Genomic DNA, 24,949 nt, shown 5'->3' with positions numbered 1-24,949 from the left:
CACCTCGATGGCTCTGCTCGCCCGCATCCTGGGCCTCGGCCTCGCGCTCGCCGTCGCGATCGCCCTCACGCCCACCCTCGTCCTGCAGGAGCAGTGGCTGCTGCTCGTGCCCCTGTGGGTCATCGTCGGCGGGCTGCTCGCCGTCTACGCCACCGGCCGGTTCGTGCCCGGCAAGTACCTGCTGCCCGGCACCCTGCTGCTGACCGTCTTCGTGCTCGTGCCGATCGTGCTCACCGCGCAGCTCTCCACCACCAACTTCGGCGACGGGACGCGCACCACCAAGGCCGAGACGGTCGAGCGGATCCTGGCCCAGTCCTTCGTCCAGACGCCCGACACCACCACCTACCAGATGACGGTGGGCACCACCGGCAGCCCGGTCACCGGCCCGTTCGTGCTCTACCTGGTCGACCCCGCCACCGACGAGGTGCTGCGCGGTGACGAGCAGGGCCTCGAGCCCGTGGAGGGCGCCGAGGTCGACGACGCCGGCCGCGTCACCGCCGCGCCCGAGGGCGACGTCGAGCTCCTGACGCCGAGCGAGGTCAACGCCGCCTCCGCGGAGGTGCTCGTGGTCGCGGTGCCCACCGACGGCGGCGAGATCCGGCCCGTCGGCGTCTCCCGCGCCATCGAGGGCACCACCCGCGTCACCTACGACGAGGCCAGCGACACCTTCATCGACGCCGAGGACGGCACCACCTACACGGTGCAGGCCGACGGCGACCGCGACTACTACGTCGACGCCGAGGGCGAGCGGCTCTCCGAGCAGTCGTGGCGACAGGGGGTCGGGCTCTCCAACTACCAGCGGATCTTCACCGACGACCGGATCAGCCGCGACTTCCTCAGCATCTTCGCCTGGACGCTGATCTTCGCGACGGTCTCGGTGCTCACCACCTTCGCCCTCGGGCTCGGGCTGGCCATCACCATGAACGACCGGCGGCTGCGCGGCCAGAAGGTCTACCGGGCGGCGATGATCATCCCCTACGCCATCCCGGGCTTCATCTCGCTGCTGGTGTGGGCCAGCTTCTACAACACCGACTTCGGGCTCATCAACGACCTGACCGGCCTGAGCGTCGACTGGTTCGGCGGCACCTGGTCGGCGCGCTTCGCGGTGATCCTCACGAACCTGTGGATGGGCTTCCCGTACATGTTCCTGGTGTGCACCGGGGCGCTGCAGGCGATCCCGGAGGACCTCAAGGAGGCCTCCTCGCTCGACGGCGCCAGCGGCTTCGCGGGCTTCCGACGGGTCACGCTGCCCCTGCTGCTGGTGGCCGTGGCGCCCGTGCTGGTGGCCACCTTCGCCTTCAACTTCAACAACTACAACACCATCGCGCTGCTCACCGAGGGCGGCCCGTTCGACCCCGCCAACCCCACCGCGGGCGGCACCGACATCCTGATCAGCTACACGATCCGCCTGGCCTTCGGCGCCGGCGGCGCCGAGATCGGGTTCGCCTCGGCGGTCTCGATGGTGCTCTTCGTGCTCACCGGCGTCATCGCCGCGCTCCAGTTCCGTGCCACCCGCCGACTCGAGGACGTCAACTGATGGCCATCACCCCTGTCCCCGGATCCGCCCCGACGCGCAGCTCGCTGCCGCGCTCGCGCTGGTGGCGCGAGGTGGGGTGGCGCCACGTCGTCGGGGTGCTCGCCGTCGTCTGGGCGCTGGTGCCGGTGCTCTACATCGTCTCGGCCTCGCTCAACCCCAGCGGCTCGGTGGCCTCGACGACGCTGGTGCCGCGCGAGGTCAGCCTGGTCAACTTCCGAGAGCTGCTCACCAGCGACTCGATCCCCTTCGGCCGCTGGGCGCTCAACACGGTGCTGGTGTGCACGGTCGTCACGCTGGCCCAGCTGCTGTTCAGCGCGCTGGCGGCCTACGCCTTCTCGCGGTTCCGCTTCCAGGGCCGCCGCGGTGGCCTGCTGGCCCTGCTGCTGATCCAGATGTTCCCGCAGTTCCTGGCCGCCGTCGCGCTGTACACGATGATCAGCTCCATCGGCGACGCCGTGCCGGCCATCGGGCTCAACACCCTGCTGGGATACACGCTGGTGCTGATGGGCGGCGCGCTCGGCCAGGTGTGGCTGATCAAGGGCTTCTTCGACACCATCCCGCTCTCGCTCGACGAGGCGGCCAAGATGGACGGCGCCGGCCACGCCACCACGTTCTTCCGGATCATCCTGCCGCTGGTGCGGCCCATCCTCGCCGTCAGCGGACTGCTGGTGTTCGTCTCGGTCATCGCGGAGTTCCTGCTGGCCTCGATCTTCCTCACCGACAACAACCGCAAGACCCTCGCCGTCGGGCTCTACGGGCTCATCGACGGCGACCGCTCCAACAACCTCGGGCTCTTCGCCGCCGGAGCAGTGCTCACCGCGGTGCCGGTGGTGGCGCTGTTCCTGTGGCTGCAGCGCTACATCGTCGGCGGCATCACCGCGGGCGGCGTCAAGGGGTGATCGCCGCGGCCGCCCGCGTCTCGTAGCCTGGAGCCGTGACCGAGCCCGAGCAGATGCGGATCTCCGACGCGGACCGCCACAAGGTGGCCGAGGTGCTGCGCGAGGCCGCCGGCGAGGGCCGCCTGGACCTCGAGGAGCTCGACGAGCGGCTCGAGGCCACCTACGCCGCCAAGGTGTACGGCGACCTGGTGCCGCTGCTCGTGGACCTGCCCGCCGGGGAGGTCGACATTCCCCAGGTGACGACGCCCGCGGTGCGCGCGGGCGGCCAGCCGGTCCCCGCGGACACCCCGACCCACGCCTCGAGCCTGGCGATCATGAGCGGGCAGGACCGCAAGGGCGTCTGGGCCATCAGCCCCACGCACACCGCCCTCGCGATCATGGGTGGGGTGACCCTCGACCTGCGCGAGGCGATCTTCACCGCACGCGAGACCGTGATCACCGCCAACGCGATCATGGGCGGCGTCGAGGTCTACGTGAACGCCCATACCCACGTCGTGGTGGAGGGCGTGGGGATCATGGGCGGCTTCGACCAGGGCCGCGACAAGGTGGACGCCGAGCTCGACGCCGGCTCGCCCGTGGTGCGGGTCAAGGGCGTCGCCCTGATGGGCGGCGTCACCGTCACCCGCAAGCAGATGCCCGGCGAGGGCGGACGGCTGCGCAAGATGCTCGGCCACTGAGGTCCCCAGGAGCGGTGAGGCTTTCCGGTGATCGAGTAGCGCCGTCCCGAGGGACGAGGGGCGGGGCGTACCGAGATCCCGGGCGGCCGGGCGCCCTCGGTGACCCGTGCGGGGTGAGGGTGGGTGGCTCGGCGTCGGGGGTCTCGGTACGGCCGGTGTCTCGCGAGCTCGCCACCGGCCTACTCGACCAGCGGTGGGTGGGTGTTGTCGGTGATCGAGTAGCGCCGCCCTGAGGAGCGGTGGGTGTGGTCGGTGATCGCCGCCACCGGCCTACTCGACCAGCGGTGGGTGGGTGTTGTCGGTGATCGAGTAGCGCCGCCCTGAGGAGCGGTGGGTGTGGTCGGTGATCGAGTAGCGCCGCCCTGAGGAGTGGTGGGTGTTGCCGGTGATCGAGTAGCGCCGTCCGAGGGACGAGGGGCGGGGCGTACCGAGATCCCGGGCGGCCGGGCGCCCTCGGTGACCCGTGCCGGGTGAGGGTGGGTGGCTCGGCGTCGGGGGTCTCGGTACGGCCGGTGTCTCGCGAGCTCGCCACCGGCCTACTCGACCAGCGGTGGGTGGGTGTTGCCGGTGATCGAGTAGCGCCGTCCCGAGGGATGAGGGGCGGGGCGTGCCGAGATCACGGACAGTCGAACGCCCTCCCGCACCGCGCGGCGGTGGGGGAGGGCGCTCGTCGAGTCGGACCCGCGGGGGGGGGTCAGCCGGCGTGGGCCGCCTGCTGGCGCTCGGGCACACGCCCGGCGCGCTCGAGGTCGATGGTGAGGTTCTCGCCGGTGGCGGGGTCGAAGAGGTGCATCTTGGAGGTGTCGACCCAGATCTCGGCGTCGTCGCCCTCGGCGATGGTGCTCGCGCCGTCGAGGGAGACCACCATCTGCGTGCGCAGGCCCTCGCCGTCGAGGTCCTTCTCGAGCTCGGCGAGCTGGCTGCGCACCGCGTCGGGGGCCTCGAACGGGATGTAGGCGTAGGCCTCGTTGCCCAGCCACTCCACGGCCTCGACCTTGGCGCGGAAGGTGGAGCCGCCGCTCTCGTTCTTGACCGCGGCGTCCTCGAAGTGCTCGGGGCGGATGCCGGCGATGAGCACGTCGCTGGTGGCGTTCTCGACGCGCTGCGCACTCCGCTCGGGGATCTGCACGTCGCCGAAGGGCAGCGTGACCGTGGTGCCGTTGACGGTGGCGGGCAGGAAGTTCATCGGCGGCGAGCCGATGAAGCCGGCCACGAACAGGTTGCCCGGGTTGGTGTACAGCTCGCGGGGGGTGGCGAGCTGCTGCAGGATGCCCCGCTTGAGCACTGCCACGCGGTCACCCAGCGTCATCGCCTCGGTCTGGTCGTGGGTCACGTACACGGTCGTGATGCCCAGGCGCTTCTGCAACCGCGCGATCTCGGTGCGCATCTGGCCGCGCAGCTTGGCGTCGAGGTTGGAGAGCGGCTCGTCGAAGAGGAACGCGTCGGCGTCACGCACGATGGCGCGCCCCATCGCGACGCGCTGGCGCTGACCACCCGAGAGGTTGCCGGGCTTGCGCTCCAGGTGCTCGTCGAGGTCGAGGGTCTTGGAGGCGGTGCGGACCTTCTCGTCGACCTCGGAGTCCGAGGCCCCGGCGAGGCGGAGCGGGAAGGCGATGTTCTCGTAGACGCTCAGGTGCGGGTAGAGCGCGTAGTTCTGGAACACCATCGCCAGGTTGCGCTCGCGCGGGGCGAGGTCGTTGACGCGGCGGTCGCCGATCATCATGTCCCCGTCGGTGATGTCCTCCAGCCCCACGATCATCCGCAGCAGGGTGGACTTCCCGCAGCCCGAGGGCCCGACGAGGATCATGAACTCCCCGTCGGCGACGTCGATCGAGACGTCGTTGACGGCCGGGAAGCCGTCGCCGTACTTCTTGACGATGTTCTTCATGTCGATGGCAGCCATGACTCAACCCTTCACTGCGCCGGAGGTCAGGCCGGCGACGATCTTGCGCTGGAAAATCAGGACGATGATGATGATCGGGATCGTGGAGACGACGGCGCCCGCCGCCAGCAGCGAGGCCGGGCGGTTGAACGGGTCCGCGCCCACGAAGAACGACAGCGCGGCCGGGATCGGCCGGGCGCTCTCGGTCGAGGTGAGCGAGATGCCGAAGACGAAGTCGTTCCAGGCGAAGAAGAACGTCAGGATGGCGGCGGTGAAGACGCCGGGTGCCGCCAGCGGCACGATCACCTTGCGGAACGCCTGCCACGAGGTGGCGCCGTCCACCTGGGCCGCCTGCTCCATCTCCCACGGGATCTCGCGGAAGAAGGCCGACAGGGTCCAGATGGCCAGCGGCAGCGTGAAGGACATGTAGGGGATGATCAGGCCCGGCCAGGTGTCGTAGATGCCGAACGTGCGCCACATGTCGAACAGCGGCCCCACCAGTGAGACCACGGGGAACATCGCGATCACCAGCGCCGTGGTGAGCACGAACTTCTTGCCCTTGAACTCCAGCCGTGCGATCGCGTAGGCCGCCAGCGTGGCCAGGATGACCGACAGCGTGGTGGCGATCAGCGAGATGCCGATGGAGTTGAAGATCGCGCGGCGGAACTGGTCGTCGGCCAGCACGTCGGAGTAGTTCTGCCAGCCCGCGCCACCACCGGCGGCGGGGAAGAACCCGGGGCTGCCGTTGGTGATGGCGGCCTGGGACTTGAAGGAGAGCGAGATGATCCACGCCACGGGGAGCAGGCACCAGACCAGGATCAGCGCGACCCCGACCACCATGCCGATCTTCTGCTTCATCTCAGGACTCCTGTCGGGCTGCGGCCAGGTCGACGCGGAACAGCTTCACGATGATCGCGGCGACGAGGATGACGGAGAGGAACAGCAGGACCGAGAGCGCTGATCCGATACCGAGCTGGAACTGCTCGATCACCTGCCGGTAGGTGAGGAACGAGATCGACTCGGTGCCGTTGGCGCCGGCGGTCATCACGAAGATGTTGTCGAAGATGCGGTAGGCGTCGAGGGCGCGGAAGAGCACCGCCACCATGATCGCCGCGCGCATGTTGGGCAGGATCACCTTGAACAGCCGCTGCCACCACGTGGCGCCGTCGACCTTGGCGGCCTCCAGCATGTCCTCGCTGACCTGCGCGAGGCCGGCCAGCAGCAGCAGCGACATGAACGGCGTGGTCTTCCAGATCTCCGAGACCATGATGGCCGCCATCGAGGAGGGGTACTCCGCGAACCAGTTGAAGTCGGCGCCCACGAACGGCAGCCAGCTGTTGATGAAGCCGTTGGTGTTGGAGAAGGCGAACTGCCAGGCGAAGCCCGAGACGACGGTGATGATGCCGTAGGGGATGAGGATCGAGGTGCGGATGACCCCGCGCGCGAAGATCACGCGGTGCATGACCATCGCGAACGCGAAGCCGATCACCAGCTCGACGGCCACGGTGACGACCATGATCAGCACGGTGTTGGCGGTGGTGGACCAGAAGAGCGGATCGGTCAGCGCCGTCACGTAGTTGGAGGCCCCGACGAACTCGCGGTCGTCGGGCGCGGTGAGGCTGTAGCTGAAGACCGAGAGGTACAGCGCGCGCAGCATCGGGAACGCGGTGACCAGCAGCATCAGGATCAGCGCGGGAGCCACCAACCGGCGACCCAGGCTGTTCTCGGCCTTCGCGCGGTCCGACTCCTCCGGGGCCGCGACCCCCTGGTGCCCGGTGCGGGGCGGGGCGGTGGTGCTCACAGGATCGCCTCCGTCTTCAGGACCTGCCGCAGGAACTCCGCGGACTCCTCGGGAGTGGTGTCGGGATCGACGTTGGTGGGCGAGTGCCAGCGCGACTGCACCGCGCCCGAGATCTGGCTGTAGAAGGCGCTCTTGGGGCGGGGGCCGCCCGTCTCGAGGCTGCTGCTCCAGAGCTCCAGCAGGTCGGCCGGATAGGCCTCGACCAGCTCGGGGGAGTCGTAGACGGACTGGCGCGAGGGCATCAGGCCCTCGTTGACCGCCAGCTGCGCCTGCGCCTCCGGGCTGGTGACGCAGAGCGCCGCCTCCTGCGCGAAGTCGAGGTTCTCGGAGTACGCGCCGACGCCGATGTCGATACCGCCCACCGGGGGCCGGGACTCCTCACCCTCCACCGTCTGCGGGTATCGGGCCCACCCGAGGTCCTCCAGCTGGGCCTCGTCGGCGGGACCGCCGGTCTGCCCGACCGTGCCCGCGTAGTTCTGGTAGACGAAGGTCCAGTTCACCATGAACTCGCCGGGGCCGTCTGCCGGGAACATCCGGCCCAGCGAGGTGCCCTCGTTGGAGGTCGTGAAGTCGGGCTGGGTGGCGCTGGAGTCGGCGAGCTTCTGGATGACGGCGGCCGCGGCACGGCCGGCGTCGGAGTCGAGCGTGACCTCGGCGTCCTTGCCGTCCTCGACGGTCTCGGGGTCCAGGATGTTGCCGCCGGCGCCCTGCATCAGCGAGTTGATCCACACCACGTAGGCCTCGTACCGGTTGGCCTGGACGCCGACGGTGGCGCCCTCCACCGAGTCGGCGGCGTCGATGACCTGGTCCCACGTGACCGGGGTGTCGGGGCCGATCTCGAGACCCGCCTCCTCGGCCAGCGACTTGCGGTACCAGAGCACCTGGGTGTTGGCCCACTGCGGCGCGGCCACCACCTGGTCCTCCCACTGCACCGTCTCGCCGGGCGCCGCGAGCACGTCGTCGTCGAGCACCTGGTCGGCCATCTCGCCGTCGAAGGGCTCGAGCCAGCCGGCGTTGGCGAACTCCGGCACGAAGACCGGGTCCAGGCTCATCAGGTCGGTGGAGGAGTCGCCGGCGGCGAGTCGCCGGGCGAGCTGGGTGCGTTGGTCGGTGGCGCTGGCGGGCAGCAGCTGGATGGCGATGTCGTACTGGTCGGTGGAGCAGGACTCCGCCAGCGCCGTCAACGTCTCCTGGCCGTCGGGGTTGATGTACCAGTTGAGCGTGGGCTTGCCCTCGTCGCCGCCGCAGGCGCTCAGCAGCCCGGCGCTCAGCACGAGCGCGGCCAGGCCCGGTAGGCGGCGCCGGAGCCGGCCGGCCCCGGGGGATGCGGGTCGTCGTCGTGCTCGCTGCACCGAGATCGCCTCCTGTTGGTGGTGTGGATCACACCGTGGTGTCTGCTCCCGGATTTGTCCACCCGTGGCGCACGGACGGTATCCACCCGTGTCCTGACGATGCGCCGACCCGACGACGGGGCCGCGGACAGGAGCCCGGGTGGCGGGCGGCAGCACGTAGGGTGACCCAGGTCACTTCACTACGGATCGTCCGGCACGTACCTGCCGGTGAAGGGAGCTAGGTCGACATGGCCACAGTGACGTTCGAGAAGGCCCAGCGCTGGTACCCCGGCGCCGATGCCCCGGCAGTGCCCGGCATCGATCTCGAGATCGGCGACGGCGAGTTCATGGTGCTCGTCGGACCCTCGGGATGCGGCAAGTCCACCACCCTGCGGATGCTGGCCGGGCTGGAGGAGGTGAACGAGGGCAAGATCTTCATCGGTGACCGCGACATCACGCACACACCGCCCAAGGACCGCGACATCGCGATGGTCTTCCAGAACTACGCGCTGTACCCGCACATGAGCGTCGCCGACAACATGGCGTTCGCGCTGAAGATGGCCAAGGTGCCCGAGGCCGAGCGCAAGGAGCGGGTCAAGGAGGCCGCGGCCCTGCTGGGGTTGACGGAGTACCTGGACCGCAAGCCCAAGGCGCTCTCCGGCGGCCAGCGCCAGCGCGTGGCCATGGGGCGCGCCATCGTGCGCAGCCCCCAGGTGTTCTGCATGGACGAGCCGCTCTCCAACCTCGACGCCAAGATGCGCGTCCAGACCCGCACCGACATCGCCAAGCTGCAGGCCGACCTGGGCGTCACCACCGTCTACGTCACCCACGACCAGGTCGAGGCCATGACGATGGGCGACCGGGTCGCGGTGATGAAGGACGGCTACCTGCAGCAGGTCGACAGCCCGCTGGGCCTCTACGACAAGCCGGTCAACCTGTTCGTGGCCGGGTTCATCGGCTCCCCGCAGATGAACCTGCTCGAGGCGCGGGCCGAGGAGGGCCAGGCGCGCATCGGTGAGTACCTCGTACCGGTCGACCCCGCCGCCTCCCACCGGATGCGCGGCAACGTCACCGTCGGCGTGCGCCCCGAGGCGTGGCGCGTCGTCGGAGCCGAGGGGGGCGGCCTCCCGGTGCGCGTGACGGTGGTCGAGGAGCTCGGCGCCGATGCGTTCGTCTACGGCACCAGCGGGGTGGAGGGCACGCCCAGCAACATCATCGTGCGGATCAGCGGACGCGACCAGGTGCGCAAGGGCGAGACGATCCACGTGACCACCGACCCCGCCAGCGTTCACGTCTTCGACACCGACACCGGGGAGCGGCTCTCGGAGTAGCCCGCTCGACCAGCCGTCGTGGTGGCCCACCCGGCCCGACCAGCAGGCCCTGTCGCTGGTCGAGCCGGGTGGCGCCACCCGGCCCGACCAGCAGGCCCTGTCGCTGGTCGAGCCGGGTGGCGCCGCGGTTCAGCGGGCGCGCGCAGCAGTGCGGGCGACGACGTCGGTGATCGTGGGGAACAGCTCCGGCGGGATGTCGTGGCCCATGCCCTCGACGAGCAGGAGCTCGGCGCCCGGCAGGGCCGCGGCGGTGGCGCGTCCGCCGGAGACGTGCACCATCTTGTCGGCGAGGCCGTGCACCACGGCGGCCGGCACGTGCAGGCTCGCCAGCCGTGCCGAGCGGTCGGGCTGGCTGACGACGGCCGCCATCTGCCGCAGGGTGCCCGCCGCGCTGACCCCGCGGTCCCACGTCTCCGCCGCGCGGGCGCGCGCGGCGTCGTCGTCCTGCGGGAATCCCGGCGAGCCGATCAGGCGACCGATGGTGACGCTGCCCTCGACGTAGGCCTCGCGGCCGCTGCGACCGCTCAGCAGCACCGGGATCAGGCTCGGGTGCTGCCAGCCGACGGTGCGGCGGCCGGTGGTGGACATGATGCTGGTGAGCGAGCGGACCCGGGAGGGTGCCTGGATCGCCATGGTCTGGACGATCATGCCGCCCATCGAGACCCCGGCGACGTGCGCCGACTCCCAGCCCAGGTGGTCCATGAGGCCGAGTGCGTCGCCCGCCATGTCGCCGATCCCGTAGGGCGCGTGCCCGCCGAGGCCCAGGAAGGAGCGGACCAGCGCAGCGCGGCCGACCCGGCCCTGCGCGCGGCTGGAGCGCCCGATGTCGCGGTTGTCGAAGCGGACGACGAAGAAGCCCTGCTCGGCGAGCATCGAGCACAGCTGCGGGTCCCACCACGTCATCGGCCCGTTGAGGCCCATCACCAGCAGCAGCGGCTCGCCGTCGGGGTCGCCGAAGGTCTGGTAGCACAGCTCCATGCCGGGCGCGATCGGCGCGAACAGCTCGGGGGAGACGGCGACCTCGGGCTCCGCGGACCGGGTGCGGCGTCGGGGGACGGGACCCGAGGGTGCGGGCGGGCTCGGGGGGCTCGGAGGTGCGGCCATGCCACCAGTCAACCAAATGCTCCAGACCAGACACGCGACCGTGCCACTTCCACTGTCAACGATGGGTACCGCTTGTAACGTGAGTCACATGCCCCCCGCCAATCTCGGGTCCTTCCTGCTCCCCGACGGCTTCCGTCGGCCCCCCGTCGTCGCCGTGCTGCGCGAGGCCAGCGTGGTGCCCGAGGTCGGTCGCTACGTGCTGACCCGGCGCCAGGACCGTCGCTACCGGCGCTCGGAGCCCTACGCGGCCCGCCTGGCCCGGCTCGACGCCGACCCGGTGCTGCTGGTGCCCGGCTTCCTGGCCGGCGACGCCACGCTGCGGCTGATGTCCGGGGCGCTGCGCCACCACGGGCTGCGCACCTACCGCTCGACCATCCTCAGCAACGTCGGCTGCACCCTCGACGCCGCGAGCCTGCTCGAGAGCCGCCTGGAGTCGATCGCCGAGCGCCGCGGCAGCCGGGTGCAGGTGGTGGGCCACAGCCTCGGCGGCATGCTCGCCCGCGGTCTGGCCGTGCGGCGCCCCGACCTGGTCTCGCGGATCGTCACCATGGGCAGCCCGATGCTCGCGCCGGGTGCGCACCACCCCACGCTGGGGCTCGGGGTCGAGGTGCTCGTGCGGCTGAGCCGGTTGGGCGTGCGCGGTGTGATGACCTCCGAGTGCGTCGGCGGTGACTGTGCCCGGGCCAGCTTCGAGGAGAGCCGCGAGGCGGTGCCGCACGACGTCGAGTTCACCGCCATCTACTCCCGTCGCGACGGCATCGTCGACTGGCGGGCGTGCGTCGACCCGGCCGCGGAGGCGGTCGAGGTGACGGCCTCGCACGTGGGCATGGCGGTCGACCCGCGCGTCATCGCCGCCGTGGTGGCCGCGACGACGCGGCCCGCACTGCGCTCAGCGCTCGAAGTCGACGCTGGCGTAGGCGCGTAGCTTCGCGAGCTTGTGCTCGCTGGTGATCGAGCGGATCGTGCCGCTGCGCGAGCGCATCACCAGCGAGTGCGTGCTGGCGCCGCCGGCGCGGTAGCGCACGCCGCGCATCAGCTCGCCGTCGGTGATGCCGGTGGCCACGAAGAAGCAGTCGTCCCCGGTGACCAGGTCGTCGGTGCTGAGCACCGTGTCGGGGTCGAGGTCCAGGCCGGCGTCCAGCGCGCGCTGGCGCTCGTCGTCGTCCTGGGGGCGCAGCTGGCCCTGGATGACGCCGCCGGTGCACTTCATGGCGCAGGCCGCGATGATCCCCTCCGGGGTGCCGCCCATGCCCACCAGCAGGTCGATGCCGGTGTCGGGGCGGGCGGCCATGATGGCGCCGGCCACGTCGCCGTCGACGATGAACTTGATGCGCGCACCGGTGGCCCGGATCTCGTCGACCAGGCCCTGGTGGCGGGGGCGGTCGAGCAGCACCACGGTGACGTCCTCGGGCGAGCTGCCCTTGGCCTTGGCGACGCGGTGGATGTTCTCGGCCACGGGGTCGCGGATGTCGACGACGTCGGCGGCCTCCGGGCCGGTGACCAGCTTGTCCATGTAGAAGACCGCCGAGGGGTCGTACATGGTGCCGCGCGGGGCCACCGCCAGCACCGCGATGGCGTTGCTCATGCCCTTGGCCGTCAGCGTGGTCCCGTCGATGGGGTCGACGGCGACGTCGCACTCGGGGCCGGTGCCGTCGCCGACCTGTTCGCCGTTGTAGAGCATCGGGGCGTTGTCCTTCTCGCCCTCGCCGATGACGACGGTGCCGCGCATGCCGATGCTGCTGATCATCACGCGCATGGCGTTGACCGCGACGCCGTCGGCGCCGTTCTTGTCACCGCGTCCGACCCAGCGCCCGGCGGCCATGGCGGCGGCCTCGGTGACGCGCACCAGCTCCAGGGCGAGGTTGCGGTCGGGTGCCTCGGGGGTCGTCGTCATGCTGGCGATCCTAGTGTCACGCGGGGTCGTCGGTCGCGTACGTCGCGACGGCGGTCGCCTTGACGGCGAGCCAGACCTCCACGCCGGGCTCGAGGCCCAGGTCGCGCGCCGCCAGGGGCGTGACGTCCGCGATCAGGTCGGGGCGGGCTGCCACCTGGACGCGGACGGCGTCGCCGTGGGGGGCCAGGGTGCGCACGGGGCCGTGCCACACCAGGCGGGCCGACCCGACGGGCTGCTCGAGCGAGAGCGTGACGTCGCTGGGCCGGAAGGCGGCGAGACGCCCCTCGCGGCGCACCACGTTGAGCCCCACCAGGCGAGCGACGTGCTCGGTGCGCGGCCGGGCGGCGACCTCCTCCGGCGGCCCCTCCTGGGCCACCCGTCCGCCCTCGAGCACCACCACGCGGGTGGCCAGGGTGAGCGCGTCGAGGGCGTCGTGGGTCACCAGCACCGCGACGCCCCCGAAGTCGGCGAGGTGGCGGCGCAGCTCGACGCGCAGGTCGGCCGCGACGCCGACGTCGAGCCCGGCCATCGGTTCGTCGAGCAGCAGCAGCGCGGGCTCGGTGACCAGCGCCCGGGCGATGGCCACGCGCTGGGCCTGACCTCCCGAGAGCTGGCTGGGCCGACGCCCCGCCAGCTCGGCCAGACCGACCCGCTCCAGCCAGGCGGCGGCGGCCTCGCGGGCCCGTGCGCGCGGGGTGCCGCGGGCCCGCAGCCCGAAGGCCACGTTCTCGAGCGCGCTCAGGTGGGGGAAGAGCACCTGGTCCTGGAAGACCAGCCCCACCCGCCGCTCCCGCACGGGCTGGGCCAGCAGCTCGCGGTCACCCAGCCGTGCGTGACCCGCGGCGGGCACCAGACCGCTGAGGGCGTGCAGCAGCGTGGTCTTGCCGGCGCCGTTGGGCCCGATGACGGCGAGCACCTCGCCGGGGTCGGCGCGCAGCGCGACGTCGAGCCGGCCGGGCACGGTGAGGGCGAGGTCGAGACCGGGGCCCGTCACGACCGCACCGTGCCCAGCCACCGGTCGCGCAGCGCCACGAGCACCAGCACCGAGATCGCGAGCATCACCAGGCTCAGTGCCTGGGCGGTCTCGGCGTCGCTCTGCCGGGCGACGTAGATGAGGGTGGGCATCGTCTGGGTCGTGCCCGGGTAGTTGCCGTTGAAGGTGATGGTGGCCCCGAACTCGCCCAGCGAGCGGGCCCAGCCCAGCACGGTGCCGGCCACGATGCCCGGTAGGGCGAGCGGCACCGTGACGCGGCGGAACGTCGTCCAGCGGCCGGCGCCGAGGGTGGCCGCGGCGGCGTCGTACTGGGAGCCGGCGGAGCGGAACCCGCCCTCGATGCTGATGACGACGAACGGGAGGCAGACGAAGGTGTGGGCCAGCACCACGCCCCAGGTGGTGTAGGGGAAGGCGAACCCGGTGAGGTCGAGCACCGGCTCGCCCAGCCAGCCCGAGCGGCCGAACGCCGCGCGCAGCGCGATGCCCGCCACGACCGGGGGCAGCACGAGCGGCACGGTGATCAGTGCTCTCACCAGGCCGCGACCGCGGAAGTCGACCTTGGCCAGCAACCACGCGAGCGGCAGCCCGAGCAGGAGGCAGGCGCCGATGGCGAGCGTCGAGGTGAGCACCGAGAGCCACAGGGCCTCGCGCAGCGCCGGCGTCGCCAGCCTCGCGGGCAGCCCCGGCCAGTCGGTCTGCCCGACCAGCGCCACCAGCGGCACGGTGAGCAGCAGGACGGCGAGCACCGCCGGGACCACCAGCAGCGCCGGCGGTCGGCCGAGCGGATCGCGGTGCCGGGTGGGTGCGGCGTCGGCGAGTGTCGTCACGGCAGGGTGAAGCCGGCGTCCTCGAGCGCCCGGCGGCCCTCCTCGCCGAGCACGTAGTCGACCCACGCCTGCGCCAGCTCGGGGTCCTCGGACTGCGCGAGGTCGGCCACGTAGTACGAGGTCGGCTGCTCATCGGCGCCCTCGATCGGCACGGACTCCACGGCGTCGCCGGCCGCGACGGCGTCGCTGGCGTAGACCAGGCCGGCGTCGGCCTCGCCGGAGGTGACCTTGTCGAGCGTCGCGCGCACGTCCTCCTCGAGGCTGGCGGGCTCGGCGCTGACCCCGGCGTCCTCCAGCACCGCCAGGGCGACCCGGCCGCAGGGCGCCTCGTCGGCGCACCGCACCCAGGTGGTCCCCTCGAGGTCGGCCAGCGAGGAGATGCCCGCGGGGTTGCCGGGCGGCACCACGATCGTGAGCACGTTGGTGGCGAAGACCTGCACGTCCTGGGCGGCGTCGGCGTCCTCGGCGACGGTCATCGAGGTCTCGTCGGCGGTGGCCAGGACGTCGCCGGGCGCGCCGTCGGCGGCCTGCTCGGCCAGGTCGGTGCTGGAGCCGAAGGAGAACTCCACCTCGGCGCGCTCGGACTCCTCGAAGTCGGTGCCGAGCTGCTCGAAGACGTCGGTGAGCGAGGCCGCGGCGAGCACCTGGATCCTCCCCGCCTCGCCGGAGCCGGCGTCGTCCGCGCCACCGCAGGCGGCCAGGGGCAGGGTGAGCAGGAGCGCGGTGGTGAGCAGGGCGGGACGGCGCAGGGTGCGCATGGCGACCTCCAGGGTCGGACGGGTTGACCGGTCGGGGCAGGGGAGTGGGGGTCGGCGTCAGGGGCGCTCGACGACGACGTTGGTGGACTTGACCGAGGCGACGGCGCGGGCGCCGGGCTCGAGCCCGAGCTCCTCGGCGGCCTCGCTGCTCATCAGCGAGACGATCCGGTAGGGGCCGCAGATCATCTCCACCTGCGCCATCACGGTGTCGCGGGTGACCCGGGTGACGATGCCGGCCAACCGGTTGCGGGCGCTGACGGCGGAGGCGCGGGTGCGCTCGCGGTCGGGGTGGTCGGCCAGCGACTCGGCCAGCGCGGCGAGGTCCGGGCCGGCGATGACCACCGGACCCTCGCCGGCGGGCGTGCGGGTGGCGCTGAGGCGGCCGGCGTCGACCCAGCGGCGCACGGTGTCGTCGCTGACCCCGAGCAGCTCGGCGGCCTCGGCGACGCGGTAGGTGCTCACAGGCACAGTGTGCCGCATCTGCGGTTGTTTGTGCGCTGAGTCGCCGCAGAATCGGCTCTGCAGGCTTTTTCGCGGCCTCAGGTGAGGACTGCCAGCACGCCGACCGCCACGAGCAGCGAGACCGGCGTCAGGGTCAGCGAGACGCGGTGGAAGCCGGCGAGGTCGGGGCGCTCGCCGTCGCGCAGCAGGGTCCGGCGCCACAGCAGGTTGGCCAGTGAGCCGGTGAGCGTCAGGCCCGAGCCGATGTTGAGCCCGAGCAGCGCGGCGAGCACGGCCGCGTCGCCGAGCGGGGCCACCAGGGGGACCAGCAGCAGGGTGGCGGAGAGGTTGGTGACCAGGTTGGCCAGCGCCGTGGCCAGCAGCGCGATCACTAGCAGACCGCGCAGGTCGGTGCTCCCTGGCAGCAGCTCGCCGACCAGCTCGCCCAGGAAGCCGGTGGCGATGGCGGCCACCACGACGCCCAGGGCGAGCACGAACAGCACGAACTCCAGGTGCGCCGCCTCGAGCGCCCCGCGCGCGCCGAGCAGGCGGTGCCGCGCCGCCCAGCCCACCAGCGCCGCGGCCGTCACCCCGGCCACCCACACCGGCTCGACCCCCAGCGGTGAGGTGACAGCGAACCCGGCCAGCATCAGCGCGACGGCGGCCGCGGGCACCGCCGGGCGGGCGTCGTCGGTCTGCGCGGGGCCGGCAGGGCTGTGGGGGCTGGACGACGGGACCGCGCCTGCGTGTGCGACGGGGCGCAGCTGCCGGCGGAACAGCAGGCGCAGCCCGGCGTACTCGACCACCAGCACCGCGGCCAGCACGGGTGCCATGGTGAGCGCGAAGCCGGCGAAGGTCAGCGAGAGGCTGCTCATCGCCAGCAGGTTGGTCAGGTTGCTCACCGGCAGCAGCAGGGAGGCCGAGTTGGCCATCCGCAGGCACGCGTAGGTGCCGGGCTCGGGGCTCGCCCGCGTGGCGCGCGCCGCCGCCAGCACCAGCGGCGTCAGCAGCACCACCGTGGCATCGAGGCTCAGCACCGCGGTGACGGCGGCCGCCAGCACGAACGCACCGGTGAAGAGCCGCACCGGGCCGGCGCCGCCCCGGGTCAGCGCCGCGGCCGCGACCGCGAACAGTCCCGCCCGCTCGCAGACCTGGGAGACCACCAGGATCGCGGCCAGGAAGCCGGCGACGGCCAGCAGGTCGCGCACCGCGGTCCAGGCCTCCTCGGTGCCGAGCAGGCCGACCGAGAGCGCCAGTGCCGCGGCTCCCACGGAGACACCGGCCTCCACGCGCCGTCGCGGGTGCGCGTAGGCCACCGCCAGCAGGGCCAGCAGCGCCACCACCGGCACGGCCTCGCGCAGCAGGGACGCGGTCGAGGTCGTCATCCGCGCACCACCCGCCCGACCCGCTGCCCGACCGTCTGCACCGCCGCAACCTAGTCGGTGTGAAGATGGGTGCCGTGAGCGAGCCGACCCCCGAGCCCACCGGCAAGGCTGCCCGCTACCAGCGCTCCACCGGCGCCCTGGTGGGATCGATGATCGTCACCGTGGTGGTGGTCGTCCTGGTCGTGGTGCTGCGGGGCTGCATCAGCGCCGACCTGGAGGTCACCCCCGAGTCGGTGGACTACCGCGAGTCGGTGAGCCAGGCCCAGGGCGCGGACATCGAGGTGGTCTACCCGCCCGCGCTGCCCGAGGGCTGGATCGCCACGCAGGTGGAGGTCGAGCCGGGCGAGCCGCCGGGCTTCTCGCTGAACATGCTCACCGGTGACCAGCAGTTCGTCGGGGTGCGGCAGAGCTCCGAGGACGACGTCGACGACCTGCTCGACGAGCTCGTCGACGAGAGCGCCGACGAGGCGGGCACCTACGAGGCGCAGGCCTCCGTGGCGCCGACCTGGGAGGTCTACACCGACGACGGCGGCGACCGCGCCTACGCCACCACGTTCGGCGACTACAGCCTGCTGGTCTACGGACCCGTGGACGCCGCCGACCTCGAGGGCCTGGTGGAGTCGCTGACCACCGCTCCGGTCACCTCCTGACTCGGCTCGCCCGGCTCACTCGTCGGCCTCGTCGGCCTCGTCGGGGTCGTCGGTGGCACGCGCGAGCCGCTCGGCGGCACCGTCGAGCCAGGTCTGGCACAGGTCGGCCAGGTGCTCGCCGCGCTCCCAGAGCGCCAAGGACTCCTCGAGCGTGGTGCCGCCGGTCTCCAGGCGGCGCACCACCTCGACCAGCTCGTCGCGGGCCTCCTCGTAGCCGAGCTCCTCGTCGGCGGTGTCAGGCATGGGGGTCCTCCTGGGGGTGGTCGGGCGGGGCCGCGGACTCGGCGTGGTCGGTGGAGAGCACCTGGGCGTGCACCCGGCCGTCGGCGACCCGGACCGAGACGCGGGCGCCGTCGGCGACCTCGGCGGTGCTGGTGACCACGTGCCCGGCGTCGTCCTGCAGGACGGCGTAGCCGCGCTGCAAGGTGGCGAGCGGCGAGAGGGCGCGCACGCGCGCCCGCTGGTGGCCGAGGTCGTCGTGGGCGCGGTCGAGCCGGTGGCCCAGGCTGCGCCGGGCGCGCTCGCGCAGACCGTCGAGCTGCTCGACGCGGCTGCGGACCAGCACCTGCGGGTCGGCCAGCACGGGGCGGGAGCGCAGCGCCTCCAGGGTGGAGCGCTCGCGCACCAGGCGCCCCTGGACGGCCGCGCGCAGCCGGTGGCGGGCCTGATCGACGGCGGAGAGCTCGTGGACGACGTCGGGCACCACCAGCTTGGCGGCGTCGGTGGGGGTGGCGGCCCGCACGTCGGCCACCAGGTCCATTAGCGGGTTGTCGGGCTCGTGGCCGATGGCCGAGACCACCGGCGTGCGCACGGCCGCCACCACCCGGATCAGTCCCTCGTCGGAGAACGGCAGCAGGTCCTCGACCGAGCCGCCCCCGCGGGCGACGACGATGACCGCCACCTCGGGTCGGGCGTCGAGCCGGCGCACGGCCTCGATCACCTCCCCGGCGCAGCGCGAGCCCTGCATGGCGGCGGGCGCGACCTCGATGCGCACCGCCGGCCACCGCCGTCGCGCGATCTCGAGCACGTCGCGCTCCGCGGCCGACCCCGGCGAGGTGACCAGCCCGACCACGCCGGGCAGGAAGGGGAGCGGGCGCTTGAGCTCGGGGGCGAAGAGGCCCTCGGCGGCGAGCAGGCGGCGTCGTCGCTCGAGGCGGGCGAGCAGCTCGCCGAGCCCGACCATGCGGATCTCGCGCGCCGCCAGCGAGAGCGTGCCGCGATTGGCGTAGTAGGAGGGCTTGGCGTGCACCACCACGCTGGCGCCCTCGACCAGCGGCGGGTCGAGGCTGTCGACCAGCGTGCGCGGGCAGGTGACGGTGACCGAGATGTCGGCCAGCGGGTCGCGCAACGTCAGGAACACCGTGGCCATGCCCGGGCGACGGCTGACCTGCGCGACCTGCCCCTCCACCCACACCGCACCCAGGCGGTCGACCCAGCCGGCGATCGCCGTGGCGATCTGCCGCACCGGTGCCGGTGCCTCCAGCGAGGTCTCCAGGGCCATGGGCGCGAGGGTAGGCCACCACGCCGACAGGCCCGGGCGCCGCCGCATGTTGCTGACGCGTGGGACCAGTTCCAGGGGTCTCGGTGACGGGTGGTGCTACTCGCGGCGGTCAGCAACATGCGACCGCCGGCGCCGAGGCGGCCGTGCGACCCCCGGGCTCCTAGACTGGCCCCATGACGACCGACATGGGCATGCCGCCGATCCTGTCTCCGGACGAGGCCGAGCGCACCGTCCTGCTCGCGGCCCCGCGCGGCTACTGCGCCGGCGTCGACCGCGCCGTCGTCACCGTCGAGAAGGCGCTCGACCTCTACGGCCCGCCGGTCTACGTGCGCAAGCAGATCGTCCACAACAAGCACGTCGTGCGCACCCTGGAGGAGCGCGGCGCGATCTTCGTCGAGGAGCTCGACGAGGTGCCCAAGGGTGCCACCGTGGTGTTCTCCGCCCACGGCGTCTCGCCCGAGGTGCACCGCCAGGCCGCCGAGCGCGAGCTCAAGACCATCGACGCGACGTGCCCGCTGGTCACCAAGGTCCACCACGAGGCCAAGCGCTTCGCCGCCGACGACTACGACATCCTGCTGATCGGTCACGCCGGTCACGAGGAGGTCGAGGGCACCGCGGGCGAGGCGCCCGAGCACATCCAGCTCGTCGAGAGCCCGGCCGACGTGCCGAACATCGAGGTGCGCGACCCCGCCAAGGTGGCCTGGCTCTCGCAGACCACCCTCTCGGTCGACGAGACCCTCGAGACCGTCGCCGCCATCCGCGAGCGCTTCCCGCTGCTGCTCGACCCGCCCAGCGACGACATCTGCTACGCCACCCAGAACCGCCAGCTGGCGGTCAAGGAGATCTCGCCCGGTGCCGACCTGCTGATCGTGGTCGGCTCGGCCAACTCCTCGAACTCGGTCCGGCTGGTCGAGGTGGCCCTCGAGGCCGGCGCCAAGGCCTCGTACCGCATCGACGACGTCTCCGAGCTCGACGAGGCCTGGCTCGAGGGCGTCGAGACGGTCTCGGTCACCTCCGGCGCCTCGGTGCCCGAGGACCTCGTGGAGGGCGTGCTCGCCTTCCTCTCCGAGCGCGGCTACCCCGACGCCCGCGCGGTCCACTCCGCCGAGGAGTCCCTCATCTTCGCGCTCCCCAAGGAGCTGCGCCGCGACCTCAAGGCCGCCGGCCGCCGCTGACCTGGCGTGACTGCGCACGGGTGGAGCGTCGACCTGGCGTGAGTGCGCACTGATGGAGCGTCGACCCGGCGTGAGTGCGCACGGATGGGACATCGACCCGGCCTGAAAGCGCACGGGTGGGGCGTCGACCTGGCGCGACTGCGCACGGGTGGGACATCGACCTGGCCTGAAAGCGCACGGGTCGCGCGTCGACCTGGCGCGACTGCGCACGGGTGGGACATCGACCTGGCGCGACTGCGCACGGGTGGGACATCGACCCGGCCTGGAAGCGCACGGGTGGCGCGTCGAGCCGTCCGTTCCTGCGCCAGGTCAGCCGAGCAGCGGGTCGCCGGCGCGGCGGCGCTCGGTGCGCAGGTGCCACCACACCTGGGCCAGCACCAGCAGACCCAGGACGACGGCGCCGGGCAGCAGCCACCAGGGTGCGGGAGGCGCCGGGGCGGGGGCGGCCTCGGGCGGTGCGGGAGGTGGGCCGGAGGGCGCCAGGTCGAGGGTGAGGCTCTCGCCCTCGGCGGCGGCCAGCAGCACGGTGCCGTTGAGCGCCGACCAGCCCTGCTCACCCACCCGGTCGACGACGGTGCTGGTGAGCGGCGCCGTGCCGTCCGCGCGTCGTCGCGCCCAGGTTCCCAGCACCAGCACCGGTCGGTCGGCGGCACCCGCGACCTCCAGGGTGGCGTAGGCCTCGGCCTCGGCCAGGCTGCTGGTCGCGGCGTCGCCGGCGGCGCGGTCCAGACCCAGCCCGCGCAGCGGCCCCAGCGGCAGCGGTGCGCCCAGGGCCTCGGCGTCGTTGCGGTTGGCGCCCACGAGCAGTCCGGCGGAGAGGCCGCTCACGAGCTCGGAGGGGTCCACCACGCTGACCTCCAGCGGTGCCCCGGCGGCGCGCTGGAGCGCTGCCAGCAAGGCCGCACCCTGAGCGGCGACGGCGACCCGCTGCCGTCCTGTCTTGCGCACGGCGACGGGCACGCTGCCACCGAGCACCTGGGGGAAGGCGGCGAGCCCGGAGCCGGCGGCCGACCCGGGGGTGCCGGTGACGGTGGAGGCCTCGGCGTCGAGGGTCAGCTCGAGCGGAGCGAGGGAGGCGGGGTCGGGACAGGTGCCGTCCACAGGGAGGACGGCGAGCGTGAGGCGCACCCGGTTGACGGGGCGCAGCCGCCAACCCGGCACTGTCGCGTCCACCTCGAGGGCAGGGTCCTCGTCGAGCACGGTCGAGTCGACCAGCTCGTCGTTGACGTAGGTGTTGAGCTGCGCGCGGCTGCCGGCGTCGAGGAGGCCGTGGGTGCCCTCGAGGTGCAGCACCAGGTCCTGCAGCGGACCGCCGAAGAGGTCCTGCGCCACGGTCAGCTCCGCGGTGGCGGGGCCGGAGCCGCGCAGCGTGGTGGTCGCGAGGCCGAGGTCGGCCAGGGGCACCTCGGCCTGGGCCGACCGGGCGGCCGCGAGAACGCCGGCGCTGGCCGAGTCGGAGCCGCGCACCACCTCGGTGGTGGGTGTGGCCAGCTCGCGCGCCGCCTCGACCAGCTCGGAGCCCGGGCCGGTGACCACCAGCCGCGAGAGGCCGAACTCGGTGATCACCTCGGTGCTCACCTCCGCGGCGTCCTCGTCGGGCACCAGCTGCAGCACGCGCTGCCCCAGTCCCGCCCGGGGCAGGACGACGCCCGGCGTGCCGAGCACGAGGTCGGTCGCGGCCGGGTACACACCGGCGAGCGAGGTGATCGCGGTCAGTCCGGCACGCAGCACCTCGTCGTCGGCGCTGGGGGGCACCAGCACGTCGACGCGGGTCGAGAGACGCGGCCAGAACTCCTCGGGGGAGGTGGGTGGCGCCTCGGTGCCCACGTAGCCCAGCTGCACCTCCTGCAGTCCCACGGTGGGCGGACGCAGGGGAGGGCACCCCGTGGTGGACGCCTCGGGGGTGTAGCGGACGCCGAGCGTCAGCACCCCGTCGACGACGTCGGAGGCGTAGACCGGCACGGCGACGTCGAGGTCGGGCTCGGGCACCACGGCGGCCGCCTCGCGCTCGCCGACGAGCAGCGTGACCACGCCGCCGGTGGCCTCCGTGGCGACCTGGGCGGTGACCGACGTGGGGGTGATCCCGGCCGGCACCGGCACCGCCACGGAGGCGGTGTCGCCGCCCACGGCGCGTACCTGGACGGGCAGCGAGGAGTCCTCGGCGACGGCGGCGGGGGAGAGGCCGAGCAGGGCAGGCGCCACCAGCAGCGGGACCGAGGCGGCCACCAGGGCGACGCGGGTGCGGAGCAGACGCGACACCGGTCCCCCTCCTCGTGCCTGGCCGGGTAGCGTGCCGAGTGTCCCACGGTGGGGCGGAGCCCAGCGGAGGAGGTCGGCGCGTGGCGCGGTACGTGGACGTGCACCCGGAGAACCCCCAGCCGCGGTTGGTGCGGCAGGTGGTGGAGGCGCTGCGCGACGACGCGCTCATCGCCTACCCGACCGACTCGGGCTACGCGCTGGGCTCGCGGGTGGGCAACCGGGAGGGGCGCGACCGGATCCTGCGCATCCGGGGCCTCGACGACCGCCACCACTTCACCCTCGTGTGCCGCGACTTCTCGCAGCTGGGCCAGCTGGTCCACGTCGACAACGCTGCGTTCCGGGCGGTGCGGGCGGCCACCCCCGGGCCGTACACGTTCATCCTGCCGGGCACCCCTGAGGTCCCGCGCCGCCTGCTGCACCCGAAGAAGCGCACGGTGGGGGTGCGGATCCCCGACCACGCGGTGGTGCGGGCGTTGCTCGAGGAGCTCGGTGAGCCGTTGCTCTCCAGCTCGCTGATCCTGCCGGGCGAGACCGAGCCGCGCACCATGGGCTGGGACGTCAAGGAGGAGCTCGAGCACCAGGTGGACGTGGTGATCGAGGCGGGCGAGACACCGGCCGAGCCGACGACGGTCGTGGACTGGTCCGACGGCGCGCCCGAGGTGCTGCGCCGTGGCGCGGGAGATCCCGACCGGTTCGGCTGAACCGGGTCGGTCGCGCGTGTCAGTCGCGCGTGACGAACCCGCGCCGGATGAGCAGGACGGCCAGCGCGAGGGCGTAGCCCACCAGCAGCGCGACGCTGTGGTGGGAGAGCCCGCGGATGAGCGCCTGCAGCATCGAGTCGTCGGCCCGACCCAGCGCGGCGGGCGAGGTGGCGGCCAGCAGCACGAACAGCCCGGCCATCAGCAGGGGCGGCAGCACCCCGACCACGAAGAAGTCCGCGGGCCGCACCAGGAGTGCCAGGCCGGTGCAGATCATCACGAAGCACACGTCGAAGAGCACGGTGACGCGGTCGAGCATCGCGACGTCGAGCACCGCGACGGTGAGCGTGAGCGCGGCTCCGAGGGCCACGACGGACGTGCCGCTCTCGTGGCCCTCCTCCCACAGGGTGCGAGGTGGGTGGGTCATCCCGACGCGGGGCTCCCGGATCACAGGGCCACGCTAGGCCGCTCGTCGGGCGGGTCGGCGGAGCCGCGCCGCAGCGGGCCCGTCGGGTCGGCGCCGCCCTCGGCCGGCCCGACCGGCCTCTCGACGGCGCGCAGCTCGACCGGGCGGGGGCTCTCGAGCTCCTCCGCGGTGACGCCGAGGTCGCGGAAGCGCCGCGCGGTGACCAGCACGCGCGACTCCAGGGAGCCGAGTGCGCGGTTGTAGTGCTCGGTGGCGCCGTTGAGCGAGCGCCCCAGGCTGTGCAGGTGGCCGGCGAAGGTGCCGAGCCGCCCGTGCAGCTCGCGACCGAGCTGGTGCACCTCGGCGGCCTGGCGGTCGAGCGCCTCGTGGGTCCAGCCGTGCGCCACCGTGCGCAGCAGCGCGATCAGGGTGGTCGGGGTCGCGAGCACCACGTGCTTGGCGGCGGCCTCCTCGAGCAGCGCGGGGTCGGTCTCCAGGGCCGCGGCCAGGAAGGACTCGGCGGGCACGAAGAGCACGACGAACTCCGGGGAGTCGGGCAGGGCCTGCCAGTAGGCCTTGCCGGCCAGCTGGGTCACGTGGGTGCGCAGCTGGCGCGCGTGCCGGACCAGGTGGTGCTCGCGCGCGGCGTCGTCGGTGGCTGCGGTGGCGTCGAGGTAGGCGTCGAGCGGCACCTTGGCGTCGACCACGACCTGCCGACCACCGGCCAGGTGCACCACGAGGTCGGGACGCAGTGCCCCGTCGGCGCTGCGGACCTGCTCGGTGAAGTCGCAGCGGTCGACGAGCCCGGCCAGCTCGACGGCGCGCCGCAGGTGCAGCTCGCCCCAGCGCCCACGGACCTGGGGCTTGCGCAGCGCAGTGGTGAGGGAGGCGGTCTCGCGTCGCAGCGACTCGGTGGAGTCGCGCACGTGGTGCACCTGCTCACGCAGCTGGCCCTGCCAGGTGGCCCGCTCGCGGTCGAGGTGGTGCAGCAGGTCGGCGAGCCGGTCCAGCCCCTGCATGACCTCGGCCTGCTCGACCATGCCCTGGGCTGCCTCGCGCTGGTGCTCGGGGCGCGACCGGGCCCACAGCACGCCCAGGGCGGCACCGAGCGCGAGGCCGAGCAGCAGCACCACGAGGCCCGTCAGCAGCGTCAGGATCTCCATGCCTGCACTATGGACGCGACCACCGACAAGGCCGCAGCGGCGCCCGAGGTACGAGGGCGACGCGTGTGCGGGCGCAGGTTGAGCAAGCCCCGCGACCGAGGAACGAGGTCGCGACGGGCGAGTCGAAACAGTGAGGATGTAGGTACCTGGTCCAGGGGTCTGACTTAAGTCGAAACTGACGCCCCTGGTGGTTGTCCTCAAGCGGGACCTGTCGGCCCCTGGACCGGGTGCTCGAT

24 protein-coding genes are annotated in these 24,949 nt (G+C 72.8%); 8 read left to right on the top strand and 16 right to left on the bottom strand.

All coding sequences use genetic code 11. The features are described from left to right. The first annotated feature begins 7 nt into the window (after nt 1-7). Genes ABD948_RS08145 through ABD948_RS08135 form a run of 3 tightly spaced genes read left to right on the top strand, consistent with a single transcriptional unit; the run spans nt 8 to nt 3,113 of the window. Nucleotides 8-1,537: an ABC transporter permease subunit gene (locus ABD948_RS08145; RefSeq protein WP_345264567.1), complete on the top strand. Its 1,530-nt coding sequence runs from the start codon at nt 8-10 to the stop codon at nt 1,535-1,537. Continuing rightward, a complete protein-coding gene (locus tag ABD948_RS08140; protein WP_345264565.1) occupies nt 1,537-2,436 on the top strand; it encodes a sugar ABC transporter permease in 900 nt (299 codons plus the stop codon). Before ABD948_RS08145 ends, ABD948_RS08140 begins: the two co-directional genes overlap by 1 nt. A 35-nt stretch (nt 2,437-2,471) precedes the next feature. Further along, nucleotides 2,472-3,113, top strand: a complete 642-nt coding sequence (locus ABD948_RS08135) for a DUF1707 SHOCT-like domain-containing protein (protein WP_345264563.1) — start codon at nt 2,472-2,474, stop codon at nt 3,111-3,113. Between the two features lie 694 nt (nt 3,114-3,807). Here the strand turns inward: ABD948_RS08135 and ABD948_RS08130 are convergent. The 4 genes from ABD948_RS08130 to ABD948_RS08115 are packed head-to-tail and all read right to left on the bottom strand — an operon-like array spanning nt 3,808 to nt 8,148. Further along, nucleotides 3,808-5,016 carry an ABC transporter ATP-binding protein gene (locus ABD948_RS08130; protein WP_345264561.1) on the bottom strand — a complete coding sequence of 403 codons (1,209 nt, stop codon included), beginning with the start codon at nt 5,014-5,016 and terminating at the stop codon, nt 3,808-3,810. 3 nt (nt 5,017-5,019) lie between these two features. Then, nucleotides 5,020-5,853: a carbohydrate ABC transporter permease gene (locus tag ABD948_RS08125; RefSeq protein WP_345264559.1), complete on the bottom strand. Its 834-nt coding sequence runs from the start codon at nt 5,851-5,853 to the stop codon at nt 5,020-5,022. Nucleotide 5,854: 1 nt separating this feature from the next. Next, nucleotides 5,855-6,796 carry a carbohydrate ABC transporter permease gene (locus ABD948_RS08120; protein WP_345264557.1) on the bottom strand — a complete coding sequence of 314 codons (942 nt, stop codon included), beginning with the start codon at nt 6,794-6,796 and terminating at the stop codon, nt 5,855-5,857. Continuing rightward, nucleotides 6,793-8,148, bottom strand: a complete 1,356-nt coding sequence (locus ABD948_RS08115) for an extracellular solute-binding protein (protein WP_345264555.1) — start codon at nt 8,146-8,148, stop codon at nt 6,793-6,795. Before ABD948_RS08115 ends, ABD948_RS08120 begins: the two co-directional genes overlap by 4 nt. Nucleotides 8,149-8,375: 227 nt before the next feature. Here ABD948_RS08115 and ABD948_RS08110 point away from each other — a divergent pair, with 227 nt between their 5' ends. Beyond that, a complete protein-coding gene (locus tag ABD948_RS08110) occupies nt 8,376-9,458 on the top strand; it encodes an ABC transporter ATP-binding protein (RefSeq protein WP_345264553.1) in 1,083 nt (360 codons plus the stop codon). Nucleotides 9,459-9,587: 129 nt separating this feature from the next. Here the strand turns inward: ABD948_RS08110 and ABD948_RS08105 are convergent, their stop codons facing one another. Then, the gene (locus tag ABD948_RS08105) at nt 9,588-10,562 is read right to left on the bottom strand and encodes an alpha/beta fold hydrolase (protein ID WP_345264551.1); all 975 of its coding nucleotides are present in this window, start codon (nt 10,560-10,562) and stop codon (nt 9,588-9,590) included. 88 nt (nt 10,563-10,650) lie between these two features. On the opposite strand from ABD948_RS08105, the gene ABD948_RS08100 reads away from it, so the two are divergent. Beyond that, the gene (locus tag ABD948_RS08100; RefSeq protein WP_345264549.1) at nt 10,651-11,487 is read left to right on the top strand and encodes an alpha/beta fold hydrolase; all 837 of its coding nucleotides are present in this window, start codon (nt 10,651-10,653) and stop codon (nt 11,485-11,487) included. On the opposite strand, the gene glpX is transcribed toward ABD948_RS08100, so the two are convergent. From glpX to ABD948_RS08070, 6 genes are all read right to left on the bottom strand, one after another. Further along, nucleotides 11,452-12,456 carry a class II fructose-bisphosphatase gene (glpX, locus tag ABD948_RS08095; protein ID WP_345264547.1) on the bottom strand — a complete coding sequence of 335 codons (1,005 nt, stop codon included), beginning with the start codon at nt 12,454-12,456 and terminating at the stop codon, nt 11,452-11,454. The genes ABD948_RS08100 and glpX overlap by 36 nt on opposite strands. 16 nt (nt 12,457-12,472) lie before the next feature. Further along, on the bottom strand, nt 12,473-13,450 hold the full coding sequence (locus ABD948_RS08090; RefSeq protein WP_345264545.1) for a sulfate/molybdate ABC transporter ATP-binding protein: 978 nt from the start codon (nt 13,448-13,450) through the stop codon (nt 12,473-12,475). After that, complete coding sequence (locus tag ABD948_RS08085; protein ID WP_345264542.1) at nt 13,447-14,277, bottom strand: ABC transporter permease; 831 nt, start codon at nt 14,275-14,277, stop codon at nt 13,447-13,449. Before ABD948_RS08085 ends, ABD948_RS08090 begins: the two co-directional genes overlap by 4 nt. Further along, nucleotides 14,274-15,035, bottom strand: coding sequence for a molybdate ABC transporter substrate-binding protein (gene modA / locus ABD948_RS08080; protein WP_345264539.1), 762 nt, complete (start codon nt 15,033-15,035; stop codon nt 14,274-14,276). Before modA ends, ABD948_RS08085 begins: the two co-directional genes overlap by 4 nt. 57 nt (nt 15,036-15,092) lie before the next feature. After that, nucleotides 15,093-15,497, bottom strand: coding sequence for a TOBE domain-containing protein (locus ABD948_RS08075; protein ID WP_345264537.1), 405 nt, complete (start codon nt 15,495-15,497; stop codon nt 15,093-15,095). 77 nt (nt 15,498-15,574) lie between these two features. After that, nucleotides 15,575-16,861, bottom strand: a complete 1,287-nt coding sequence (locus ABD948_RS08070; RefSeq protein WP_345264535.1) for an SLC13 family permease — start codon at nt 16,859-16,861, stop codon at nt 15,575-15,577. 74 nt (nt 16,862-16,935) lie between these two features. Here ABD948_RS08070 and ABD948_RS08065 point away from each other — a divergent pair, with 74 nt between their 5' ends. Continuing rightward, nucleotides 16,936-17,511, top strand: a complete 576-nt coding sequence (locus ABD948_RS08065) for a DUF4245 family protein (protein ID WP_345264533.1) — start codon at nt 16,936-16,938, stop codon at nt 17,509-17,511. A gap of 15 nt (nt 17,512-17,526) precedes the next feature. On the opposite strand, the gene ABD948_RS08060 is transcribed toward ABD948_RS08065, so the two are convergent. After that, a complete protein-coding gene (locus ABD948_RS08060; RefSeq protein ID WP_345264531.1) occupies nt 17,527-17,754 on the bottom strand; it encodes an exodeoxyribonuclease VII small subunit in 228 nt (75 codons plus the stop codon). Continuing rightward, the gene (gene xseA, locus ABD948_RS08055; protein ID WP_345264529.1) at nt 17,747-19,012 is read right to left on the bottom strand and encodes an exodeoxyribonuclease VII large subunit; all 1,266 of its coding nucleotides are present in this window, start codon (nt 19,010-19,012) and stop codon (nt 17,747-17,749) included. Before xseA ends, ABD948_RS08060 begins: the two co-directional genes overlap by 8 nt. Nucleotides 19,013-19,185: 173 nt before the next feature. On the opposite strand from xseA, the gene ABD948_RS08050 reads away from it, so the two are divergent. After that, nucleotides 19,186-20,187 carry a 4-hydroxy-3-methylbut-2-enyl diphosphate reductase gene (locus ABD948_RS08050; protein ID WP_345264527.1) on the top strand — a complete coding sequence of 334 codons (1,002 nt, stop codon included), beginning with the start codon at nt 19,186-19,188 and terminating at the stop codon, nt 20,185-20,187. Between the two features lie 309 nt (nt 20,188-20,496). Here ABD948_RS08050 and ABD948_RS08045 read toward each other — a convergent pair whose 3' ends face one another. After that, nucleotides 20,497-22,446 carry a cellulose biosynthesis cyclic di-GMP-binding regulatory protein BcsB gene (locus ABD948_RS08045; protein WP_345264525.1) on the bottom strand — a complete coding sequence of 650 codons (1,950 nt, stop codon included), beginning with the start codon at nt 22,444-22,446 and terminating at the stop codon, nt 20,497-20,499. An 80-nt stretch (nt 22,447-22,526) separates the two neighbouring features. Here ABD948_RS08045 and ABD948_RS08040 point away from each other — a divergent pair, with 80 nt between their 5' ends. Further along, a complete protein-coding gene (locus tag ABD948_RS08040; RefSeq protein WP_345264523.1) occupies nt 22,527-23,147 on the top strand; it encodes an L-threonylcarbamoyladenylate synthase in 621 nt (206 codons plus the stop codon). 19 nt (nt 23,148-23,166) lie between these two features. Here the strand turns inward: ABD948_RS08040 and ABD948_RS08035 are convergent, their stop codons facing one another. Next, nucleotides 23,167-23,595, bottom strand: coding sequence for a DUF6542 domain-containing protein (locus ABD948_RS08035; protein ID WP_345264521.1), 429 nt, complete (start codon nt 23,593-23,595; stop codon nt 23,167-23,169). Further along, nucleotides 23,592-24,713 carry a DNA recombination protein RmuC gene (locus ABD948_RS08030; protein ID WP_345264519.1) on the bottom strand — a complete coding sequence of 374 codons (1,122 nt, stop codon included), beginning with the start codon at nt 24,711-24,713 and terminating at the stop codon, nt 23,592-23,594. The genes ABD948_RS08035 and ABD948_RS08030 overlap by 4 nt, the downstream gene beginning before the upstream one ends. Nucleotides 24,714-24,949: the final 236 nt, after the last annotated feature.

It is taken from the genome of Nocardioides nanhaiensis, from assembly GCF_039542785.1.
GTDB classification, from domain to species: domain Bacteria; phylum Actinomycetota; class Actinomycetes; order Propionibacteriales; family Nocardioidaceae; genus Nocardioides; species Nocardioides nanhaiensis.
The sequence above is the reverse complement of the archived record's forward strand: the minus strand, read 5'-3'. Positions and strand labels throughout refer to the sequence as shown.

What these genes read in the sequence shown, in the direction of transcription:
- ABD948_RS08145 (WP_345264567.1), top strand. Translation starts at nt 8, where the DNA reads ATGGCTCTGCTCGCCCGCATCCTGGGCCTCGGCCTCGCGCTCGCCGTC.
- ABD948_RS08140 (WP_345264565.1), top strand. Translation starts at nt 1,537, where the DNA reads ATGGCCATCACCCCTGTCCCCGGATCCGCCCCGACGCGCAGCTCGCTG.
- ABD948_RS08130 (WP_345264561.1), bottom strand. Translation starts at nt 5,016, where the DNA reads ATGGCTGCCATCGACATGAAGAACATCGTCAAGAAGTACGGCGACGGC.
- ABD948_RS08125 (WP_345264559.1), bottom strand. Translation starts at nt 5,853, where the DNA reads ATGAAGCAGAAGATCGGCATGGTGGTCGGGGTCGCGCTGATCCTGGTC.
- ABD948_RS08110 (WP_345264553.1), top strand. Translation starts at nt 8,376, where the DNA reads ATGGCCACAGTGACGTTCGAGAAGGCCCAGCGCTGGTACCCCGGCGCC.
- ABD948_RS08105 (WP_345264551.1), bottom strand. Translation starts at nt 10,562, where the DNA reads ATGGCCGCACCTCCGAGCCCCCCGAGCCCGCCCGCACCCTCGGGTCCC.
- ABD948_RS08100 (WP_345264549.1), top strand. Translation starts at nt 10,651, where the DNA reads ATGCCCCCCGCCAATCTCGGGTCCTTCCTGCTCCCCGACGGCTTCCGT.
- glpX (WP_345264547.1), bottom strand. Translation starts at nt 12,456, where the DNA reads ATGACGACGACCCCCGAGGCACCCGACCGCAACCTCGCCCTGGAGCTG.
- modA (WP_345264539.1), bottom strand. Translation starts at nt 15,035, where the DNA reads ATGCGCACCCTGCGCCGTCCCGCCCTGCTCACCACCGCGCTCCTGCTC.
- ABD948_RS08070 (WP_345264535.1), bottom strand. Translation starts at nt 16,861, where the DNA reads ATGACGACCTCGACCGCGTCCCTGCTGCGCGAGGCCGTGCCGGTGGTG.
- ABD948_RS08060 (WP_345264531.1), bottom strand. Translation starts at nt 17,754, where the DNA reads ATGCCTGACACCGCCGACGAGGAGCTCGGCTACGAGGAGGCCCGCGAC.
- xseA (WP_345264529.1), bottom strand. Translation starts at nt 19,012, where the DNA reads ATGGCCCTGGAGACCTCGCTGGAGGCACCGGCACCGGTGCGGCAGATC.
- ABD948_RS08050 (WP_345264527.1), top strand. Translation starts at nt 19,186, where the DNA reads ATGACGACCGACATGGGCATGCCGCCGATCCTGTCTCCGGACGAGGCC.
- ABD948_RS08030 (WP_345264519.1), bottom strand. Translation starts at nt 24,713, where the DNA reads ATGGAGATCCTGACGCTGCTGACGGGCCTCGTGGTGCTGCTGCTCGGC.